This is a genomic window from Achromobacter sp. NPDC058515, from assembly GCF_042721735.1.
GTDB lineage: Bacteria > Pseudomonadota > Gammaproteobacteria > Burkholderiales > Burkholderiaceae_B > Achromobacter.
In genome coordinates, this window is sequence record NZ_JBHXNI010000014.1 from 1 (window position 1) to 19,223 (window position 19,223).

At 66.3% G+C, this 19,223-nt stretch carries 20 protein-coding genes and 1 pseudogene; 11 read left to right on the forward strand and 10 right to left on the reverse strand.

The window, feature by feature from the left end:
• Nucleotides 1-248: 248 nt before the first annotated feature.
• The 10 genes and pseudogenes from ACFWP0_RS21775 to mpl all read right to left on the reverse strand — a co-directional run bounded on the left by ACFWP0_RS21775 (nt 249) and on the right by mpl (nt 9,967).
• The gene (locus tag ACFWP0_RS21775) at nt 249-1,082 is read right to left on the reverse strand and encodes a symmetrical bis(5'-nucleosyl)-tetraphosphatase (RefSeq protein ID WP_377845545.1); all 834 of its coding nucleotides are present in this window, start codon (nt 1,080-1,082) and stop codon (nt 249-251) included.
• Entirely contained in the window at nt 1,079-2,257 is a 1,179-nt protein-coding gene (lptG, locus tag ACFWP0_RS21780) for an LPS export ABC transporter permease LptG (protein WP_377845547.1), read from the reverse strand. The genes ACFWP0_RS21775 and lptG overlap by 4 nt, the downstream gene beginning before the upstream one ends.
• Nucleotides 2,258-2,350: 93 nt before the next feature.
• Nucleotides 2,351-3,088: a monofunctional biosynthetic peptidoglycan transglycosylase gene (mtgA, locus tag ACFWP0_RS21785; protein WP_377845549.1), complete on the reverse strand. Its 738-nt coding sequence runs from the start codon at nt 3,086-3,088 to the stop codon at nt 2,351-2,353.
• Nucleotides 3,089-3,093: 5 nt separating this feature from the next.
• Nucleotides 3,094-3,957 (reverse strand): shikimate dehydrogenase, encoded by an 864-nt coding sequence (aroE, locus tag ACFWP0_RS21790; RefSeq protein ID WP_377845551.1) that lies wholly within the window; start codon nt 3,955-3,957, stop codon nt 3,094-3,096.
• Entirely contained in the window at nt 3,954-4,850 is an 897-nt protein-coding gene (locus ACFWP0_RS21795; RefSeq protein WP_377845552.1) for a TonB family protein, read from the reverse strand. The genes aroE and ACFWP0_RS21795 overlap by 4 nt, the downstream gene beginning before the upstream one ends.
• 84 nt (nt 4,851-4,934) lie before the next feature.
• Complete coding sequence (locus ACFWP0_RS21800; protein WP_377845917.1) at nt 4,935-5,225, reverse strand: hypothetical protein; 291 nt, start codon at nt 5,223-5,225, stop codon at nt 4,935-4,937.
• Nucleotides 5,198-5,308, reverse strand: a pseudogene (locus ACFWP0_RS21805) (DNA-binding response regulator); the annotation flags it as partial. The gene ACFWP0_RS21800 and the pseudogene ACFWP0_RS21805, both read right to left, overlap by 28 nt.
• Before the next feature lie 658 nt (nt 5,309-5,966).
• The gene (locus tag ACFWP0_RS21810; protein ID WP_377845554.1) at nt 5,967-7,877 is read right to left on the reverse strand and encodes a ribonuclease catalytic domain-containing protein; all 1,911 of its coding nucleotides are present in this window, start codon (nt 7,875-7,877) and stop codon (nt 5,967-5,969) included.
• Nucleotides 7,878-7,950: 73 nt separating this feature from the next.
• The gene (locus tag ACFWP0_RS21815; RefSeq protein WP_377845556.1) at nt 7,951-8,553 is read right to left on the reverse strand and encodes a YqiA/YcfP family alpha/beta fold hydrolase; all 603 of its coding nucleotides are present in this window, start codon (nt 8,551-8,553) and stop codon (nt 7,951-7,953) included.
• Between the two features lie 43 nt (nt 8,554-8,596).
• Entirely contained in the window at nt 8,597-9,967 is a 1,371-nt protein-coding gene (mpl, locus tag ACFWP0_RS21820; RefSeq protein ID WP_377845558.1) for a UDP-N-acetylmuramate:L-alanyl-gamma-D-glutamyl-meso-diaminopimelate ligase, read from the reverse strand.
• 97 nt (nt 9,968-10,064) lie between these two features.
• Between mpl and ACFWP0_RS21825 the strand changes: the two genes are divergently transcribed.
• The 11 genes from ACFWP0_RS21825 (at nt 10,065) to ACFWP0_RS21875 (ending at nt 19,219) form a co-directional block, all read left to right on the forward strand.
• The gene (locus ACFWP0_RS21825) at nt 10,065-10,598 is read left to right on the forward strand and encodes a TlpA family protein disulfide reductase (RefSeq protein WP_377845560.1); all 534 of its coding nucleotides are present in this window, start codon (nt 10,065-10,067) and stop codon (nt 10,596-10,598) included.
• A gap of 89 nt (nt 10,599-10,687) precedes the next feature.
• Nucleotides 10,688-11,122 carry a type II 3-dehydroquinate dehydratase gene (gene aroQ, locus ACFWP0_RS21830; RefSeq protein WP_377845561.1) on the forward strand — a complete coding sequence of 145 codons (435 nt, stop codon included), beginning with the start codon at nt 10,688-10,690 and terminating at the stop codon, nt 11,120-11,122.
• Nucleotides 11,123-11,209: 87 nt separating this feature from the next.
• Entirely contained in the window at nt 11,210-11,665 is a 456-nt protein-coding gene (accB, locus tag ACFWP0_RS21835) for an acetyl-CoA carboxylase biotin carboxyl carrier protein (protein ID WP_377845563.1), read from the forward strand.
• Between the two features lie 9 nt (nt 11,666-11,674).
• Nucleotides 11,675-13,021: an acetyl-CoA carboxylase biotin carboxylase subunit gene (gene accC / locus ACFWP0_RS21840; protein ID WP_377845565.1), complete on the forward strand. Its 1,347-nt coding sequence runs from the start codon at nt 11,675-11,677 to the stop codon at nt 13,019-13,021.
• A 107-nt stretch (nt 13,022-13,128) separates the two neighbouring features.
• Nucleotides 13,129-14,061, forward strand: a complete 933-nt coding sequence (prmA, locus tag ACFWP0_RS21845; RefSeq protein ID WP_377845567.1) for a 50S ribosomal protein L11 methyltransferase — start codon at nt 13,129-13,131, stop codon at nt 14,059-14,061.
• 26 nt (nt 14,062-14,087) lie between these two features.
• The gene (locus ACFWP0_RS21850) at nt 14,088-15,560 is read left to right on the forward strand and encodes a DUF3426 domain-containing protein (protein ID WP_377845569.1); all 1,473 of its coding nucleotides are present in this window, start codon (nt 14,088-14,090) and stop codon (nt 15,558-15,560) included.
• 12 nt (nt 15,561-15,572) lie between these two features.
• The gene (locus tag ACFWP0_RS21855) at nt 15,573-16,514 is read left to right on the forward strand and encodes a carbohydrate kinase family protein (protein ID WP_377845571.1); all 942 of its coding nucleotides are present in this window, start codon (nt 15,573-15,575) and stop codon (nt 16,512-16,514) included.
• A 206-nt stretch (nt 16,515-16,720) separates the two neighbouring features.
• Nucleotides 16,721-17,224 (forward strand): glycine zipper 2TM domain-containing protein, encoded by a 504-nt coding sequence (locus tag ACFWP0_RS21860; protein ID WP_377845573.1) that lies wholly within the window; start codon nt 16,721-16,723, stop codon nt 17,222-17,224.
• Between the two features lie 387 nt (nt 17,225-17,611).
• Nucleotides 17,612-17,851: an acyl carrier protein gene (locus tag ACFWP0_RS21865; RefSeq protein WP_377845575.1), complete on the forward strand. Its 240-nt coding sequence runs from the start codon at nt 17,612-17,614 to the stop codon at nt 17,849-17,851.
• Nucleotides 17,829-19,016, forward strand: coding sequence for a D-alanyl-lipoteichoic acid biosynthesis protein DltD (locus ACFWP0_RS21870; protein WP_377845577.1), 1,188 nt, complete (start codon nt 17,829-17,831; stop codon nt 19,014-19,016). Before ACFWP0_RS21865 ends, ACFWP0_RS21870 begins: the two co-directional genes overlap by 23 nt.
• A complete protein-coding gene (locus tag ACFWP0_RS21875; RefSeq protein ID WP_377845919.1) occupies nt 19,013-19,219 on the forward strand; it encodes a hypothetical protein in 207 nt (68 codons plus the stop codon). Before ACFWP0_RS21870 ends, ACFWP0_RS21875 begins: the two co-directional genes overlap by 4 nt.
• Nucleotides 19,220-19,223 lie beyond the last annotated feature (4 nt).

A 19,223-nucleotide genomic window follows, 5' to 3' on the forward strand; every position in this document is an offset into this window, starting at 1 on the left:
CAGTCGCCGAAGGCGACAACGAAGATGACGAGGGGGCAGTCCGGAGCGAAGGCTCCGGACCGCAATGGCGGGCGCTCGCAGCCCCACCGCCCGCGTCGCCGGGCGACCTACGAAGACCTGAGGCAGGTACCCACGAAGAGCTAAAGCACCAAGTTACGAAGCCCCATAGCCCCACAGCCCCACAGCCCCATAGCCCCACAGCCCCACAGCCCCACAGCCCCAAAGTCACCAAGTCAGAACAACCCCAGTCACTCCGACATCGGATCCTGAAACTGCGAACACTTGACCTGCACCAGCTTCCGATCCTGCAACCGCAACGCGGTCAACGTTCCCCCCCACACGCAGCCGGTGTCCAGGCAGATCACGTCCGTGCGCTGCAGCAGTCCCAGCGTCGACCAGTGTCCGAAAACCGTCGTCACGTCGCGCGTTGCGCGGTGGGGCACGTCGAACCAGGGGACCAGTCCGGGCGGCCAGGCGCCCGGAGTGACCTTGGTGGCGAATTCCATGTGCCCGTTGGGCGTGCACAGGCGGATACGCGTCAGCGCATTGATGATGACCCGCATCCGCTTGCCGCCCTTGTGGTCTTCCTTCCACGTGGCCGGCTCGTTGCCGTACATCTTCTGCAAGGCCTTCTGCCAATTGGGGCCGCGCAGGGCGTCCTGGACTTCGCCGGCCAGGGCCAGCGTCTTGGCGACGTCCCACTTGGCCAGCGTGCCGGCATGGACCAGCAGGTGGCCTTGCTCGAAATGCGCCAGGGGACGGAACCTAAGCCAATTGATCAGGGCAGCCGCGTCCGGCGCCCGGAGGATATCCTCGAACGTGTCCGATTTGGACGGCTTGCGGACGCCCGCGGCCGTGGCCAGCAGGTGCAGGTCATGGTTGCCCAGCACCACGGTTGCGCGATCGCCCAGGTCGATGATCCGACGCAGGCTGTCGAGCGACTGCGGGCCGCGGTTGACCAGATCACCCGCGAACCAGAAGCGCGACCGGGGGTCGCCGACCAGGTCGGGGTGGGACAGCAAGCGATCCAGCGGCGAGCAGCAACCCTGCACGTCGCCGATCATCCAGATACTGCCGTTCATGCGGGACTTTTGCTCCAAGGCCAGCGTTGTTGGACGATACGGGTAATGGTGTGGCGGTATTCCATGTAGCTCATCGCGCCCAGCGCCACGATCATGGCGCCCAGATTCGGGCCCAGGGCAGTCAGCCAGGGCGGCCACTTGCCCAGCATGCCCACGTTAAGGGCAAGCTGGTTCAGCATGAAGAAGCCCACGCCCAGCAGGATGCCCAGGAAAACCTTGGCGCCCACGCCGCCGCGGCGGGTTTGCATCAGTCCGATGGGAGCGGCGATCGTGATCATGACCAGGAGCGTGAACGGATAAGCCAGTTTGCGCCACAAGGCGACAACCTGTCGACCATATTGCAGCTGGTTGTTGCGCAAATAATCCACGTAGTCCAGCAGCGTGGCGATCGACATGCGTTCCGGGGTCAGCACGCGCGCGAGCAGGCGTTCGGCGCTCAGCGTGGTGTCGACGGTGCGCTCGGGCAGCTTGATCACCGTGGCGGGCGGGTTCTTCGGCGGGCGCGCGTTGGCCAGGGCCTCGGAGGCCTCGCTGTCCAGCCGCGTTTCGGCGACGTCCTTGAGCACCAGGTCGCCGTGGGCGAACAGGCCGGTCGGCGCAGTGGACAGGGCCGACAGGGTCAGGTCCTTCTTGAATTCGTAGAGCGTCACGCCGGCCACCTGGCCGTCGCCCTTGAGTTCGGCGATGTTGATGATGCGCGTGCCGCCGTTGGCGGTGGGCTCCTTGAACCAGTAGCCGCTCTTCAAGCGGTCGCCGCCGGCCTTGCCGCGGAACATCAGGTTGGCCTCGCCGGTCTTCATCTCGGCCCACGGCGTGACGTATTCGGACAGCAGGCCCGCGCCGATCATCAGCGGGATCGTGACGACCCACAGCATCCGCAACAGGCGCATGCCGCTGACGCCGGACACACGCAAGATGACGAGCTCGTTGCGCTGGGCCAGTCCGGCCAGCGCAAGAATGGCGCCGATCAGGAGTCCGATGGGCAGGAGGTCGTAGAGACGGGTGGGGATCGCCAGCGCCTGCATGTAGAGCAGGGCCATCATGGAGAACTTGTCGCCCACGTTGTCCAGGTCGTCCACCAGAGCGAAGAACGTGAAAAGGCCCAGCAGGGCCATAAGGACCACTGCGCAAGAGCGATAGATCTCGCGGGCCAGGTAGCGACGTGCGGTACGCATGTAGGGAAGAAGGTGTGGAGCGCGTAAACGTGAAAGCTTAACAAATCCGGCCGCTCAGGGTGGGCGGCCGGACGGTTTCATCCGGTTTCCCTGTCAGGGGATATCCACCATCTGCATCCGGCGGGTCAGGGTGCCGACCCGGGAGCCGAGATACCTGGAGTTGCGGTGGCTGTCGTAGAAGCGCGGGTTGGGCAGCATGGCCGCCAGCCGGGCCGACTGGCTGGCTCCCAGATTGGCGGCGGAGGTATTGAAATAATGCTTGGCGGCGGCCTGGGCGCCGAACACCCCCACGCCCCATTCGGCGACGTTCAGATACAGCTCCAGGATCCGCTCCTTGCTCATGACGTGTTCGATCATGTAGGCCAGGACGAGTTCCTGCCCCTTGCGCAGGTAGCTGCGGGAACTGGACAGGAACAGGTTCTTGGCCAGCTGCTGGGTGATGGTGGAGCCGCCGCGCATCTTGGTGCGCCCGGCTTCCTCTTGCTTCTGGTTGTATTCCCAGGCCTTGCGGATGGCGTCCCACTCGATGCCGTCGTGCTCGGTGAACTTGGAGTCTTCCGAGGCGATCACCGCGCGCTTGAGCGAGCGGTTGATCTTGTCGTAGGGCACCCATTCGTATTTCAGCTCGAAGGCCGGGTTGTCCTCGCGCAGGCGGGACAGCTCTTCCCGCATCATCGCGCTGCTGCCGGGGTTCTGGTAGTTGTACCAGACGACCTGGGCGAACAGCCAGAATTGATACAGCAGGACGGCGCACAGCAGCGCCATCAGTATGCCGGTGGTGATCCGGAACCAATGACGGCCCTTGCTTTGGCGGCCAGTGCGCGTCGCCATGACGCTCAGCGCCCCGCCACGAGCGCCTCGCGCAGCGCCGCCAGCACCGGCGCGGGGTCGGGACGCACGCCGTGCCAGATGAAGAAGCTCTCGGCCGCCTGGCCCACGAGCATGCCGAGGCCGTCGGCCGTCAGCGCCGCGCCGTCGGCCTCGGCCTGCTTCATGAAGGCGGTGGGCCGGGCGCCGTACATCATGTCGTAGCCGGCCGCGCCGGCCGCGTACAGGCCGCGGGGAAGGTCGGGGGCGGCATTCTGCAGGCCGCTGGCCGTGGCGTTGACGACGAGGTTCCAGCCGTCCGCCGTGGCGGCGTCCGTCAGCGCGCCTGCCGTGACCTGGGTCTGGGGCGACACGCCGCTCGCGCGCCAGGCGGCGGCCAGCTCTTCGGCGCGCGCGGCCGTGCGGTTGACGATATGGAGGCGGGCGCAGCCGGCGTCGGCCAGCGGCTGCAGCACGCCCCGGGCGGCGCCGCCCGCGCCGATCACCAGCACGGACGCGCCGGCAAGGCGCACGCCCAGGCGCAGCAGGTCGGACACCAGGCCCACGCCGTCGGTATTGCAGCCGTGCCAGGCGCCGTCGCGCCAGGACAGGGTGTTGACCGCTCCGGCCAGCCGGGCGCGGCTGGAGAGTCGGCCGGCCGCCAGCGCATAGGCGTCAAGCTTGAACGGCACCGTCACGTTCAGGCCCAGCCCGCCCTCGGCGACGAAGGCGGCAACCGCCTGCGCAAAGCCGTCCACGGGCGCGAGCAGGCGCTCGTAGCGCAGCGGCTTGCTGGTCTGCCGCGAGAACATGGCGTGGATTTCAGGCGAGCGGCTGTGCGCGATGGGGTTGCCGATGACGGCGTAGCGGGGCAGGGGAGTCGCCTCGGTCATGGGGCTTGTGTTTCCAGGGTGTCGTTGACGAAATGCCAGGTGCGGGTGATGACCAGCACGTCCGTATCGCGGGCGATGTCGGGCGGGAACGGGGGGAACGGGGCGGCCAGCTGGACGATGCGGCGGGCGGCCTGGTTCAGGACGGCATGCGGCGAGGGCTGGTCGATCTCGACGTCGGCGATGCTGCCGTCGGCGCGCACGGATACCGTGATGCGCAGCGAGCCATAGATGCGCCCGCGCGCTTCGTCCGGGTAGTGCTGGGTGCCGATCGTCTCGATGCGGGTGCGCCATGCGTCCAGGTAGGCGGCGTAGCGCGAGGCTTCGGCGGAGGGCGCGACGAATTGCTTGCGCGGTTCGGCGCTGTATTGCTGGACCCGCGCCGCCAGCGCCGCCACCTGGGCGTTCTGGATGATGCTGGCCTGGTCCTCGGCGTCCTGCCCCAGGTCGGCCCCGTCCGGCCACGGATTGACGGCCTGGCGCTCCGTCCCGGCTTTGTCCGCCGAGCGCAATTGGGTCATCAGGCGGGTCTGCTCGGCTTCGAGCTGCACCTGGCGCCGGCGCATGGCCTCCAGCACGATGGTCTCGGCCGAGGCGCCGGTCTGGGGCAGCGGGGTCGTGGACAAGCCGCGTTCGGCGTTGCCGCCGCCGGTCATCTGGTTCTGCGCCTGGGCGCGCGGCGCGTCCGGCGGCGTCTCGCTGCGGGCGTTGAGCAGCACGACCTCCAGGCTGGTCACGGGCGGCCGCGTGAGGGCGGGCGCGCCAAAACGCCACGCCAGAGCGCCGGCGTGTACCAACAGCGATATTGCAATGCCGATGCGCAGGTAGTGCTGGGCGGGTGAGCCCAGCCACTGCAGGTAACGGCTCAGCGTGGAGGGGGAGTCAGGGCGTTGCACGACCGCATTGTAAGGCGAGTCCACGTCCGCGGCGCGACCCGTCCGGGACCTGTAACAGCCCTCGGACGGATGGACGAGGGCGCATCAGGCGGCGGCGCGGGGGAAGATCCAGACCTTGCCCGCGGGCAGCGCCAGGCGGCAGGGGCCGGGTTCGCGGCCTTCGGGGCCATAGGCGCGCAGGGCCAGCGTGCGCGCGGGATCCGCGTCCGGCGTGCGGAACAGATATTCCCAGCGGTCGCCCAGATACATGCTGGTCAGGAGCGGCATGTCTACATGGTTGCCGTCCGGGTCGTCCGCCAGGCGCACCTGCTCCACCCGGATGACCGCGGTGGCGTCCTCGCCCCGGGCAACGCCGCCACCCCGTCTCGGACCCATTGCACGCCATGGCCGGCGGACCGCAGCTTGCTCTCCACGGCATCGCCCAGATCGAGGTTGTCCTCGACCAGCAGAATGCGCATGTTTGCTCCTCCTGGGTTGTGGGTTTTTTGGGGGAGTGTAAACGGGGGGTGTGGGAGGTGGTGGTTTCTTGAGGCGTCCGGGTGGCGGCGGCTCGGACTCGAGCGGTTGAAATTTCCAGGTTGCCGGGGAGGATGGCGTGCTTGGCATGTCGGCCTGCACATTCTTTAAATAAAGAAGGTCTTGCGGTGCCCATCCCCGGCCGGCCTCGGGGGCTTTGGCGGCGTCTTGCGGTCCATGATGCCGCTGCGCGGCGTTGACGGTCAGATACTGCCTGGCGCACAGAATAGGTGTCTGACACCCATGCAGAATAGGTGTCTGACACCCATGAGACGGCGGCTCAAGCTGAAGATCGTCTCACGCGGGTGTCAGACACCGGCAGATACCGATGCAACCCCGAACCAGGTGTCTGACACCCATGAGACGGCGACCCAAGCTGAAGATCGTCTCACACGGGTGTCAGACACCGGCAGCGCCCCGCAGATTCCCTGTCCTGACCACAGATCTAGCAGCGCAACAGGCCCAGACACCCGCAGCCCCATCGCCCGCGTCGCCGGGCGACCTACGAAGACCCGACGCCGTTGCCCACAAAGCCGCAAGTGCCTACGAAGATCTGAAGCAAATGCCTACGAAGAAAACCCGCCCAGCAACGCAAGCAAACTAAACCGCCGCATCCTCGGCAGCCTCAACCTTCACCTGCCCCACATACCGGCAATCCAACTCCAACGACAGCTCATCCATCCCGAGAATATCGATCTCGACCGCCGTCCCGCGCTCCAGTTCCGGCATGCCGCCCACCCGCGTCACCAGCGGCGCATTCCCGAATCGCACCAGGTCGTCGCGCAGCACATGGGCCACCGTGCGGGTCACGCCGTTTTGCTTCAGCCAGCGCAGGCACCAGTAGCGCTCCATCGCGCTTTGGAACTCGGCCCAGGCCGCGTATTGCGCGTCAAACGCGCCGATGATCGCGAACAGGTCGGCATCGCGCGGCTTGAACGGCGCCACCAGGCGCGCCGACACGCCATGCTCGACCGCGGAGATCAGTTGCCACTGGTTGACCAGGTCCACATAGCGGCGCAGCGGCGACGTGCTCCAGGCGTATTGCGGCACGCCGATGGCCTCGTGCGGCAGCGCCTGCGTGCTCATGCGCACGCGCCCGGCCTGTTGCGAACGGTAGATGCCCGGCACGCCGTGCGTGTTCAGCAGGCCGCCCCACAGGTTGTTGGCCAGGATCATGTATTCGGCCACCATGCGGTCCAGCGGCGCATTGCGCTGGCGCGGCACCAGGCGCACGGGCGTGTCCGGATCGTCCGGGTTGCCGTCCAGGTAGAAGCTGTACTCCACCCGCGAATTGTTCTCCGGCTTGCCGCGCACGTTCTCGCGCTGCGCGGACAGCGCCTGCGCCAGCTTCCACAGCGGGCGCAGCCAGTGGCCGTAGGGCAGCTCCGCCGACGGATCGGCCAGGCTGGCTTCGGTGACCTGCGCATCCAGCATGTTGTGGCGCAGGTTCTCGCGCACGACGATGCGTTCCAGGCGCGTTTCCGATTCGATGACCTCGCCGGTTTCCGGGTCGGCCACGACGTACAGCGACAGCACCGGCACTTCGCGGCCGGCGTCCAGCGAAAACGCCTTGATGACGCTGTCCGGCTGCATCGGGATCTTGTCGCCGGGCATGTAGACGGTGGACAGGCGGGCGCGGGCCAGCTTGTCGAACTCGCTGTCGCGGGTGACGGTCAGGCCAGGCGCGGCCACGTGGATGCCCACGCGCAGGCGGCCGTCGGGCAGGGGGGTGACGGACAGCGCGTCGTCGATTTCGGTCGTGGTGACATCGTCCACCGAATAGACCTCGACGTCCGACAGCGGCAGTTCGCGGTCGACGGGCGGCAGTTCCAGGTCGGGGAAGGCCAACCCGCGCGGGAAGTTCACGGCCAGGAAGCGGCGCTTGTGCAGCGCCAGCGCGTGCGGCCAGGCGCCCAGTTCGAGCAGCAGGCGGTCCGGGCTCTTGCCCAGCTTGGCGCAGGCGGCGTCCAGCGCCTTCCATTGCTGCGAATTTTTGTCCGGGCGGATCAGGAGCGACTCGGCGGCCTGCGCGATCGGTTCGGGCAGGCGTCCGGCGGCCATTTCGTCCACCCATTCCTGCTGCTGCTCGGCCTGGCGCTGCTTCTTGTCCAGCGCGGCGAGGGCGGCGGCCAGGATGTCCGGCGGGGCGGGGCGGTAGCGGCCCTTGCCGCGGCGATGGAAGTACGCCGGCGCGCTGTGCAGGCGCATCAGCAGCGCGGCCTGCTCCACGGGCGTGGGGGCATGTCCGAAGTAGTCGGCGGCCAGCGCGGGCGAGTCGAATTCTTCCTGCGGCGCGCATTCCCACAGGAATTGCAGGTCCAGGGACTCGGCGGTGGCGGCAGCCTGGCTCATCAGCGCCGCCGGTTCGGGCGCGGCGAAGTTGAAAAGCGTATTGGCGCGCTTGATCTTGCTGCGCTTGCCCGACTCCGACTCCACCTGAAGGCTGGCGTCGGTCTCGGACAGGATATTGCCGGCCTTGAAGCTGCCGTCGTCTTCGTAAAACACATACATGGTGGGGATCGTCCTGGGCGGCGCGCACGCGCCGCCTTGCGCAGCTATATAGGGTGTTGAGGTTTGATACTGATTATTGAGGGCGAACCTGCTTGTCGCCAAGGGCGAATTCAAGCACTTCGGGCATCCATTCCGCGAAATCGGACAACCCGTGGTCGCTGCCTTGCACGATACGCTGGCGGCAGCCTGCGTACCGATCGCGCATTTCCCGCCAGTCCAGCACCTCGTCGCCGGTCGCGGCCATCAGGAAGTACCGGTCGGGCTGCGTGATGCGGGGGGCATGGATGGCGGCCAGTTCGTCCACATATTCGGGCAGAAAGACGAACGGCGCGTCGGAATGATACATGTGGTGCTCGCCGACCTGGGTCGCGAGGTCCCGGGCGGCCTCTACCGCCGGGTTCAGCAGCACCGCCTTGCAGCCGAGCTGCTCGGCGATCCAGGTGGCGTAGAAACCGCCCAGGGACGAGCCGATCACGGTCAGCGCCCGCGGGGTGGCGGCGCCGGCCAGGCGGTTGCGGGCGATGCCCATCGCCAGGGCCATGGCTTCGCGCGGGCTGGCGGGCAGTTGCGGGCAGGCCCAGTCCGCGGACAGGCCGCGTCCGGCCATGGCGTCGGCCATCAGCCGGGCCTTGAAGGACGCGGGCGAGGAACGGAAACCGTGTAGGTAGAGGATCATTGTTTGCCGTTCCCGTCGTGCGTTGCCAAAATCCGCTGAAAAATCAGCCACGCGCCTGCAAGGCGTCCAGCAGCTTGCCGTGGATGCCGCCGAAGCCGCCATTGCTCATGACCAGCACCTGGTCGCCCGGACGGGCGGCGCCGGCCACGGCGTCCACCAGCGCGCCGATGTCATCGTAACTGGAAGCCCGGTCGCCCAAGGGCGCCAGCACCTCGGCCGGATTCCAGCCCAGGGCGTGCTTGCCGGCCCGGGCCCCGAAGCAGAACACCAGGTCGGCATCGGCCAGGGCTTGCGGCAGGCGGGCGGCCATGGTGCCCAGCTTCATCGTATTGGAGCGCGGCTCCAGCACTGCCAGGATACGCGCCGGACCCACCTGGCGGCGCAGGCCTTCCACGGTGGTGGCGATCGCCGTGGGGTGGTGGGCGAAATCGTCGTACACCTTGATGCCGTTGACGGTGCCGCGCAATTCCATGCGGCGCTTGACGCCGGCAAAGCGGGTCAGCGCGGCGATGCCTTCTTCAACGGGCACGCCCACGTGTTCGGCGGCGGCCAATGCCGCCAGGGCGTTCATGCGGTTGTGCTCGCCCGAGAGGTTCCAGCGCACGGTGCCCACGGCCACGCCGCCGCGCACGACGCCGAATGCGCCGTCGGCATCCGCCGCGGTGGCTTGCCATGCTCCATCAGCGCCAAACGTGACGGTATCCGACCAGCAACCGCGCGCAATCACGCGGTCCAGCGCGTCGGAATGCGCCGGGCGCACGATTCGTCCGGAGCCGGGGATGGTGCGCACCAGATGGTGGAATTGGGTTTCGATCGCCGCCAGATCCGGAAAGATGTCGGCGTGATCGTATTCCAGGTTGTTCAGGATGGCCGTGCGGGGGCGGTAGTGGACAAACTTGGAGCGCTTGTCGAAGAACGCCGTGTCGTACTCATCCGCTTCGATCACGAAGGGACGGCGCGCCGGATCGTAGCGGGCCGACACGCGCAGGTCCTGCGCGACCCCGCCAATCAGGAAGTTGGGCGCCATGCCCGCGGCTTCGAGCACCCAGGCCAGCATCGAGCTGGTGGTGGTCTTGCCGTGGGTGCCGGCCACCGCCAGCACATGGGTGCCGGGCAGGATGTTGTCGCCCAGCCATTGCGGGCCCGACACGTAGCGCGCGCCGGACTCAAGTATGGCTTCCATCAGCGGGTTGCCGCGGCTGACCACATTGCCGATCACGTACAGGTCGGGCTTGAGCGCCAACTGTTCGGCGCCGAAGCCTTCGATCAGCTCGATTCCCTGTTCGGACAGCTGCGTGCTCATGGGCGGGTACACGCCCGCATCGCAACCGGTGACTTTGTGGCCGGCGGCCCGCGCGATCAGCGCCAGGCCGCCCATGAACGTACCGCAGATGCCAAGAATGTGCAGGTGCATTGAAAACTCTCCTGTCCCGCATTGTATATATAGAGGGCTGGCGGGCATCCGCCGCCGGGCGGCGGCGAAAAACGGCCGCAGCGGTTATGATCGCGCCATGAATCGACGCCTACTCCTTTCCGCCGCCGTGGCGGTGGCCGCCACGGTTGCGGGCGGCTTGACCTTGCTGGGCCGCAAGCCCCAGGCTCCCGCGGCGCCGGCCGATGCCGGCGATCCCGTCGCCGCGCTGATGCAGATGCAGCTTCCGGACCTGAACGGCGCATCGCATTCGCTGGCCGGCTGGAAGGGTCAGCCCATGGTGGTCAATTTCTGGGCAACCTGGTGCGCGCCTTGCGTGAAGGAAATGCCCGAACTCGACGCCTTGCAGAAAAAATACCCGCATATTCGGTTTGTCGGCATCGGTGTTGATTCTGCCGCCAATATGCAAAAATTTGTCGAGAAAGTACAGGTTTCCTACCCCTTGTGGGTTATCGGCGCCGGGGCTATCGATACCCTGCGCAAGCTGGGAAACCCCAGCGGCGGTCTGCCTTTTACTATTGTTTTCAATGCAGATGGCGGAATTAACCGGAAGATATTGGGTGAAATACAGCCCGATGATCTGGATAAAACCCTATCTGGTTTGAAGGCGTAAGTCTGTTGGACAAATAGTAGGAATTGGCGTAAAAAGCTGGTTTATCGGCTGTTTTGCCAACAATTGGCAATCCACTCATTGGCAAGCGCATGGCGCAAAACATACTGGTATTGCATGGCCCGAACCTGAACCTGCTCGGCACCCGGGAACCTCATATCTACGGCAGTCTCACGCTGCTCCAGATCAATGAGCGTCTTGAGCTGCTTGCAGGCGAACTGGGCGCCACGCTGACCGCGTGGCAGAGCAATCACGAAGGCGCGCTGGTTGACCGCATTCAAGCGGCCCGGCAAGACGGCACAGACTTCATCATCATCAACGCAGCGGCATATACGCACACCAGCGTCGCAATTCGCGATGCGCTGGCTGGGGTCGCGATCCCATTTATTGAAGTACATTTGTCCAATCTGTATAAGCGAGAGCCCTTCAGGCATCACTCCTATCTGTCCGACTTGGCGCAAGGCCTGATCTGCGGACTGGGCGCGGATGGCTACGAGGCGGCTCTGCGTTACGCAGTGCGGCACTGATCTCGCACTAATTCACCGCTTTTACATCTTATACGGCGCGGACCCGACGCTGGGACGCCGCCGACACTATCTCGGGAAGCAGCTTCTATGGATCTTCGAAAACTCAAAACCCTGATCGACCTGGTGGCTGAATCGGGTATCGCCGAGCTGGAAATCACCGAAGGCGAAGGCAAGGTGAGGATCGTCAAGTTCTCGCAGACCTTGCAGCCGGTGGCCTACCACCAGCCCGAAGCCGGCGTGCCCGCCGCGCCCGTGGCCCAGGCCGCTGCTCCCGCCGCGCCGGTGGCCGAAGCCGCGCCGGTCATCCAGGGCCACGTCGTGAAGGCCCCCATGGTTGGCACCTTCTACCGTTCGCCGAACCCGGGCGCCGCGCCGTTCATCGACGTGGGCGCCACCGTCAAGGAAGGCGATCCGCTGTGCATCATTGAAGCCATGAAGCTGCTCAATGAAATCGAAGCCGACAAGTCCGGCGTCATCAAAGAAATCCTGGTCGAAAACGGTGAGCCCGTCGAGTACGGTCAACCCCTGTTCGTCATTGGCTGATAGCTGAAAATGTTCGAAAAAATCCTGATCGCCAATCGGGGCGAAATCGCCCTGCGCATTCAGCGCGCTTGCCGCGAGCTGGGCATCAAAACCGTGGTCGTTCACTCCGAGGCCGACCGCGAAGCCAAGTACGTGCGCCTGGCCGACGAATCCGTGTGCATCGGGCCCGCGCCGTCGCGTGAAAGCTACCTGAACATGCCGGCCATCATTTCGGCCGCCGAAGTCACGGATTCCGAGGCAATCCACCCGGGTTACGGGTTCTTGTCCGAAAATGCCGACTTCGCCGACCGCGTCGAAAAGAGCGGCTTCGTGTTCATCGGCCCGCGTCCCGACACCATCCGCCTGATGGGCGACAAGGTCAGCGCCAAGCGCGCCATGATCGAAGCCGGCGTGCCGGTGGTGCCGGGTTCGGAAGGCGCTTTGCCCGACGATCCGCAGGAAATCGTGCGCATTGCGCGCGAAGTCGGCTACCCGGTCATCATCAAGGCGGCTGGCGGCGGCGGTGGCCGCGGCATGCGCGTGGTGTACACCGAGGCCGCGCTCTTGAACGCCGTCACCATGACGCGTTCCGAAGCGGGCGCCGCGTTCAACAACCCGGAAGTCTATATGGAGAAGTTCCTCGAGAACCCGCGCCATATCGAAATCCAGGTGCTGGCCGATGGCGGCCGCAACGCCGTCTGGCTGGGCGAACGCGACTGCTCCATGCAGCGCCGCCACCAGAAAGTCATCGAGGAAGCGCCGGCTCCCGGCGTCGCCCGCCGCCTGATCGAGCGCATCGGCGACCGCTGCGCCGACGCCTGCCGCAAGATGGGCTACCGCGGCGCCGGCACGTTCGAATTCCTGTATGAAAACGGCGAGTTCTATTTCATTGAAATGAACACCCGCATCCAGGTCGAGCATCCGGTTACCGAACTGATCACCGGCATCGACCTGGTGCAGCAGCAGATCCTGATCGCCGCCGGCGAAAAGTTCACCTTGCGCCAGCGCGACATCGCCTTCAAGGGCCACGCGATCGAATGCCGGATCAACGCAGAGGATCCGTTCCGCTTTGTGCCCAGCCCCGGCCGCATCACCAACTGGCATACCCCGGGCGGTCCCGGCGTGCGCATCGATTCGCATGCGTTCAACGGCTATTTCGTGCCGCCGAACTATGATTCGATGATCGCCAAGGTCATTACCTACGGCGATACGCGCGACCAGGCGCTGGCCCGCATGCGCATCGCGCTGTCGGAAATGGTGGTGGAAGGCATTTCCACCAACATCCCGCTGCATCGCGAAATGCTGCAGGATGCCCGCTTCATCGAAGGCGGCACCAGCATCCACTATCTGGAAAACAAGTTGGCGCAGCGTCCCTGATCGACGACTCGGGGCCTCGCGGCCCCTTTTTAGTTTTATCTCTACGTTTTACGGTCGATCGGGCCGCGGCATATGCCGCGGCCCGTTGGCCAGATGGAAGAAAAATCATGCGTGAACTCGTGCTCCATTGCCTGGAGGCGCAGGCCGAAGCCCTGTCGGATGCGCTGCTCGACGCGGGTGTGCTGTCGGTGTCCGTCGAGGACGCCGACCTGGGCACCGAAGTCGAGCGTCCCCTGTTCGGCGAACCCGGCACCGAGCCCGACGTGCAGGCCTGGGACCGCAACCGCGTCGTCGCGTTGCTGCCTGACGGGGCCGATCCCACGCAGATCATGGAAGAGGCCGCCGCCGCGGGCGAGCTGGATCCGGCGGTGTTTGCCGGCTGGAGCCTGCGCGACGTGCCCGACGCCGATTGGGTTCGCCTGACGCAGTCGCAATTCGGTCCCATCCACATCGCCGAACGCCTCTGGATCGTGCCGAGCTGGCACCGCGACAATCCCGATGTGCCCGGCCTCGATCCGGCAGCCGTTCCCACGCAGGACGGCGCCATCCATATCGAGCTCGATCCCGGCCTGGCCTTCGGCACGGGCAGCCACCCCACGACGCACCTGTGCCTCGCGTGGCTGGAAGCCGAACTGCCCGCGGGCGCCGCCTTGCTGGACTACGGCTGCGGCTCGGGCATCCTGGCCATTGCCGCGCGCAAGCTGGGCGCGGGTCCGACCCAGGCGGTCGACATCGACGCCCAGGCGGTGCAAAGCACGATCTTCAACGCCGAGGTCAACCGCGTCGAGCTGCAAGCCATGCTGCCCGACGCGCTGGCGGACGGCACGTTCGAAGTGGTCGTCGCCAACATCCTGTCCAACCCGCTGAAGGTGCTGGCGCCCATGCTGGCCGGCCGCGTCGCCGCGGGCGGCCATCTCGTGCTGTCCGGCGTGCTGGAGCGTCAGGCCGAGGAAGTGGCCGCCGCCTATGCGCCCTGGATCGCCATGTCGGTCTGGCGCGCGCGCGACGGCTGGGTGTGCCTGCACGGCCAGAAAGCCTGAGCGCCGTCGCCGCAGGATCTCGCATCATGGCCCTGACCACCCGTTGCCCGCAGTGCGGCACCTCTTTCAAGGTGGTGCCTGACCAGCTCCGGGTCCGCAATGGCCTGGTGCGCTGCGGCGCGTGCTCGACTGTATTCGATGGCCGCGCCTGCCTGCTCCCCGAGCCGGGCGCGCCCATCGCGACTATGGCGCCTGCCGGCGCTGCGCTGCCGTCGTCCGCCGCGGCGGCCGCCGCCGCGCCGGTGCTGGCCACGCCCGCCGCGCCTGTGGCGCCGCCCATCCCGGCAGTACCCGCCGCCCGGCCCCCGGCTCCGTCTTTCACGCCGGTTCCGCCGCCCGTTCCATCCCGGCCCGTCGTCGCTCCGGTCGCATCCAAGCCCGTATCTACACCCGTATCTACACCCGTATCTACGCCCGTTCCCGCGCCCGTCCCCACGCCGGCCGCCGAGCCGCGCCTGATCGCCCCGTGGGAGGACGAACCCGTCGCCCCGGAACCCCCGGCAATCCCGCCCGCCGTGCTGCGCGGCCGGGACGACATCCGCCGGCGCGCCGAGCCGGACGATCTGCCTGAAGATGGCCTCGACGACGCCGACGATGGCGACATTGGCGCCGACGATGACGGCGACGCTTTCCGCCGGGAGCCGGCGCCGCGCTGGGCCGAGCCCGTCGCGCAGCCGTCCGCGCATCGCGACGAACCCATACTCGCCGCCAGGGCAGGCGAACCCGTCATCGATTGGGATGCGCGCCGCCGCAAGGCCTCGCATCACGCCGAACCCTCGTTTGCCGACGACGGCGCCCGGCGCCGCGACGGCCCCGAGTCTGCTCCGCAGCACGAGGACGTGCGCGATGCGGAGCGCGACGACGAATACGAAGGCGAAGACGAACTCGACCGCGACGTCATCGGCGAGCCGGTGCTGGGCGAGGCCCGCACGCGCTATTCCAGCGCCACGGACGTCGGCCGCGCGCCGCCTGAATTCCTGGACCAGGACCGCGAGGAGCGCCGCGGCCTGTGGCGCAAGCTGTGGGGCTACGCCTGCCTGGCCGGCCTGGTCGTGCTGGGCCTGCAGCTGCTGTACGCGTATCGCACCGATATCGCCAACTCGGCGCCGGTGCTGCGTCCGGTTCTCGATGTCGCTTGCAAGCCGCTGGGATGCACGGTGGGCTATGCCCGGCGCCTGGAGCGCATCGCGATTTCCTCTTCTTCCCTACAGCCGCCGGCGGGCGCGGCCGCGATCGACGACGGCCGCAGCCGGCTGGTGCTGAGCCTGATCCTGCGCAACCGCTACGACAAGCCGCAGCACTGGCCGGCGCTGGTGCTGGACCTGACCGACCTGTCGGACACGGTGGTGGTGCGCAAGGTGCTGATGCCCGAAAACTACCTCACGCCCGAGCAGTTGCGCGGGCCGTTCGGCCCCGCCGGCGAGCTGAAGATATCCGTGCCCATTGAGGTGACCGGTGTTCAAGTCAATGGCTACCAACTCGATAAGTTCTTTCCTTAAAGGATGACAAGCATGACAACCCCGGTTCTGGTTTGCGGCTCCATGGCGTTTGACACCATCGCGGTGTTCGAAGGGCGTTTCAAGGAGCATATTCTTGCTGACCGCATCCAATCCCTGAGCGTGTCTTTCCTGGTGCCCAGCATGCGCAAGGAATACGGCGGCTGCTCGGGCAACATCGCCTACAACATGAATCTGCTGGGCGGCAAGCCCGTGCCGGTCGCGACGGTGGGCGAAGACGCCGGCGAATACCTGGAGCGCCTGTCGGCCCTGGGCATCGACGTCAGCCGCGTCAAGATCATTCCCGAGACGTTCACTGCGCAGTGCTTCATTACGACCGACCTGGACGACAACCAGATCACGGCCTTCCACCCGGGCGCCATGTCGTTCGCGGCCGAGAACGACCTGAGCGACGCCGACGCGGCCTGGGCCATTGTCGCGCCGGACGCCAAGGAAGGCATGTTTGCCCACGCAGAACGCCTGCATCGGCGCGGCATTCCTTTCATCTTCGACCTGGGCCAGGCCATGCCGCTGTTTGACGGCGCCGACCTCGAGCGCATGCTCAAGCTTGCGCAGGCGCTGACCGTCAACGACTACGAAGCGGGCGTCGTCGAGCAGCGCACGGGCCGCAGCGTCGCCGACATCGCAAGCACCCTGCAAGCGGTGGTGGTGACGCGCGGCGCCGAAGGCGCCACCTTGCTCACCGGCGGCAAGACCATCCAGATCGCGCCGGTGCGCGCCGCCCAGGTGGTGGACCCTACCGGTTGCGGCGATGCGCAGCGCGGCGGCCTGCTCTACGGCCTGACCAGCGGCTGGGGCTGGGAAGACAGCTGCCGCCTGGGCAACGTCATGGGCGCGATCAAGATCGCGTCGCGCGGTCCGCAGAATCACGCGCCCACCCGCGCGGAGATCGACGCCGTGCTGCATGCCACCTACGGCATTCATCTGCCGGCCTGACCGGACGGTTTCATTTGGGAACCACGACGCCCCGGCCGGGTCGAATAAATGTTGGATCTACAAGGGGCGGCGGCCTGCCGGGCGCCGTTTCAAGCGGCTCTTTGCAGGGTCTGGCGGTGCGTTTCAGTGTGTTGCGGACCTGCTTTCCGGGAGGCGCGCGCGGGTATGATCAACCATCGTCGGGGTTGCCCGATCGAGGAGTCCAAATGAACCAAATTAAATCGTTTTCCCTGGTGACGCCGCGCACCGGCCGCTGGTTGGCCATCGCAGCAGTCGTGACGTCGATGGCTGTGCTGGGCGGCTGCGCCAATCGCAGCGCTTCCAGCGGTGTTTACAGTTATGACCAGGCGCAGCGCGAACAGATCGTCCGCACGGGCACGGTCACGGGCGTGCGCCCCATTGTCATTCAGAACGACCGGTCCAGCGGTGTCGGCATGGTGGCCGGCGGCGCGTTGGGCGGTGTGGCGGGTAACGCAATTGGGGGCGGCACTGGCCGCACCATTGCCACCGTCGGCGGCGCCATTCTGGGCGCTTTGGCCGGTAATGCCGTGGAAAACCAGACCGGCAGGAATTCCGGCTTCGAAATCACGGTGCGCCTCGATAACGGCGAAACCCGCGTCGTCGCCCAGGAAGCGGATGTGCCCGTCAGCGTGGGCCAGCGCGTCCAGGTGATCAGCGGCGCAGGTCCGACACGCGTCACGCCGATGTAATAAAAAGCCCGCGAAAGCGGGCTTTTTTTTCGCCTGGCCCCAACCTTGCCTTCCAGGGCTTCGACCGATAACGGGGCCGGGTCCGGTACTCGCCGGCGTAAAAATCTGTCGCTCCGCTGCAACGCAGCACCCGGGATTTACCCGCAGGCCTCCCGTTTCCCTGCCTTTTCCTCCATAAGTCTCATGGCGATTCGCCGGCCGAAGTGCAATGATTGCGAACTGCGATCGGCGGCGCGCCCCGGATTTAATGTAACTGAGTGCGTCGTGCTGTCACGCTGGAGGGCTGGATTTTTCAGTTGAGTTTCAGCTCTTTTCTGTATCCTCAACGTCCTGAATCCCGGGGCGGGGGATGTTTTGCCTACACGGCAACGTTACGCTGCAATACCTATGCATACCGAGCAAGAACTCCACACCAAGATCGGCGAGATCGTCGAGTCGATCGTCATGAAGAAAGTCACTCCCGACACGCAACTGATTGCCACCGGCCTGGTCGATTCGCTCGCCGCCGTGGACATCACGCTGGCGGTCGAGTCCGAGTACGGCTGCAGCATCCCGGCTCCTGAAATCGCTCTGCACCTTCAGTCGGTCCGCGTGCTTGCCGACTATGTCGCTGCCCATACTTCGTAATACCCGTTTGCTGTCCCATGTCGCGGCCGCCGCGACGGCGGTGGCTTTGGCGGTGGGGACGTATTGCGGCGCGGATGACCTGCTCAGCCGCATCGTCAGTCCCGTGTCGACCCCCTCGACCGCCGCGGCCAACAAGAGCAACTACCTGCCCAACCTGGGGCCGGACTGGGGCACCCAGCACGTCAACCTCAATCGCCTGGGCAACGCCCTGAGCGATGGGACGCTGGTCGTGCTGGGTTCGTCCGAACTGTCCAGCCATGATCTGCGTTTCGTGCCTTACCGCTTCTTCCCGGAAGAGCTGAAGGTGCCGACGCTGGCCTACGGCCATGCGATGTTCCAGTCCTACGGCATTGTCAGCGTGCTGGAGTCGGTGGCGGATTCGCTCACGCCCAACACGCGGCTGGCGATCATGGTGTCGCCCGCCTGGTTCGCGTCCGGCGGACAGTTGCCGCGCAGCGCATTTGCCGAGCACGTGACGGGCCCGGTCTGGGACCGCCTGTGGGACCAGCCCAGCACCCGCGAGCAGATGCAGACCTGGATCAGCGACAACGCCAATTGGGGCCTGCTGTGGCTCATCGCCAATGGCCAGGTCGCCGAGCTGAAGGACAAGCTGGCGCTGTGGTGGAACGCGCGCAAGGAACCTGCCCCCGACCGTCCGCGCAGCAAGCTGTCCGTGCCCGCGCACCGTTTTGTCTCGTGGCCGTCGTCCGCCCGCCTGAACTCGGGGCAGTGGGGGCGGCTGACCCATGAGGCGCGCGAGGTCGAGCGCACCCTGGGGGGCAACAACCCCTACGACGTGCGCGACGACTACTACAAGCAGTACCTGGCGCCGCTGTACTCGCCAGCCCGCAACGAGTTCGCCGACATCGACCCGATCACCCGCGCCGAGCTGGGCGATCTGTCGCGCGTGATGGCCCTGCTGCAAAAGCGCAAGGTCAGGGCCTACTTCGTCATCCAGCCGTTCAACCCCAAGCTCATCCTGGACGTCGAGCGCTTCGACCCGGTGGTGGCTGCCATTACCGGCATGTGCGCGCGTTATCAGATGGGCTGCCTGGATCTCTACAGCATTCCCTTTGAACCGGGCATGGTCCGCGACGACATGCATCTGGCCGAACTCGGCTGGGCAATGGCCGACCAAGGCATTGCGGAGTACTTTTCCCGATGAAATTCTTTCGTAGAGCCGCGTCAGAAAAAAATGCCCCCGTGGCGGGCCAGGAGGCGCGCAACGCGGGCGCGCCGTGGGGACGCCGGTTCTTCTGGCATTTGTGCCTGTACATCGGGGTGATCCTGGTGTTCGTGCTGCAGGCGCAGCCCACGACGGGCAGCGGCGGACCGATCAAGGTCGAATTCCAGTACCAACAGTTCTGAGCGC

Excerpts from the sequence above, each read along its gene's own strand:
- ACFWP0_RS21775 (WP_377845545.1), bottom strand. The coding sequence starts at position 1,082 with ATGAACGGCAGTATCTGGATGATCGGCGACGTGCAGGGTTGCTGCTCG.
- lptG (WP_377845547.1), bottom strand. The coding sequence starts at position 2,257 with ATGCGTACCGCACGTCGCTACCTGGCCCGCGAGATCTATCGCTCTTGC.
- mtgA (WP_377845549.1), bottom strand. The coding sequence starts at position 3,088 with ATGGCGACGCGCACTGGCCGCCAAAGCAAGGGCCGTCATTGGTTCCGG.
- aroE (WP_377845551.1), bottom strand. The coding sequence starts at position 3,957 with ATGACCGAGGCGACTCCCCTGCCCCGCTACGCCGTCATCGGCAACCCC.
- ACFWP0_RS21800 (WP_377845917.1), bottom strand. The coding sequence starts at position 5,225 with ATGGGTCCGAGACGGGGTGGCGGCGTTGCCCGGGGCGAGGACGCCACC.
- ACFWP0_RS21810 (WP_377845554.1), bottom strand. The coding sequence starts at position 7,877 with ATGTATGTGTTTTACGAAGACGACGGCAGCTTCAAGGCCGGCAATATC.
- ACFWP0_RS21815 (WP_377845556.1), bottom strand. The coding sequence starts at position 8,553 with ATGATCCTCTACCTACACGGTTTCCGTTCCTCGCCCGCGTCCTTCAAG.
- mpl (WP_377845558.1), bottom strand. The coding sequence starts at position 9,967 with ATGCACCTGCACATTCTTGGCATCTGCGGTACGTTCATGGGCGGCCTG.
- ACFWP0_RS21825 (WP_377845560.1), top strand. The coding sequence starts at position 10,065 with ATGAATCGACGCCTACTCCTTTCCGCCGCCGTGGCGGTGGCCGCCACG.
- aroQ (WP_377845561.1), top strand. The coding sequence starts at position 10,688 with ATGGCGCAAAACATACTGGTATTGCATGGCCCGAACCTGAACCTGCTC.
- accB (WP_377845563.1), top strand. The coding sequence starts at position 11,210 with ATGGATCTTCGAAAACTCAAAACCCTGATCGACCTGGTGGCTGAATCG.
- accC (WP_377845565.1), top strand. The coding sequence starts at position 11,675 with ATGTTCGAAAAAATCCTGATCGCCAATCGGGGCGAAATCGCCCTGCGC.
- prmA (WP_377845567.1), top strand. The coding sequence starts at position 13,129 with ATGCGTGAACTCGTGCTCCATTGCCTGGAGGCGCAGGCCGAAGCCCTG.
- ACFWP0_RS21850 (WP_377845569.1), top strand. The coding sequence starts at position 14,088 with ATGGCCCTGACCACCCGTTGCCCGCAGTGCGGCACCTCTTTCAAGGTG.
- ACFWP0_RS21855 (WP_377845571.1), top strand. The coding sequence starts at position 15,573 with ATGACAACCCCGGTTCTGGTTTGCGGCTCCATGGCGTTTGACACCATC.
- ACFWP0_RS21860 (WP_377845573.1), top strand. The coding sequence starts at position 16,721 with ATGAACCAAATTAAATCGTTTTCCCTGGTGACGCCGCGCACCGGCCGC.
- ACFWP0_RS21865 (WP_377845575.1), top strand. The coding sequence starts at position 17,612 with ATGCATACCGAGCAAGAACTCCACACCAAGATCGGCGAGATCGTCGAG.
- ACFWP0_RS21870 (WP_377845577.1), top strand. The coding sequence starts at position 17,829 with ATGTCGCTGCCCATACTTCGTAATACCCGTTTGCTGTCCCATGTCGCG.
- ACFWP0_RS21875 (WP_377845919.1), top strand. The coding sequence starts at position 19,013 with ATGAAATTCTTTCGTAGAGCCGCGTCAGAAAAAAATGCCCCCGTGGCG.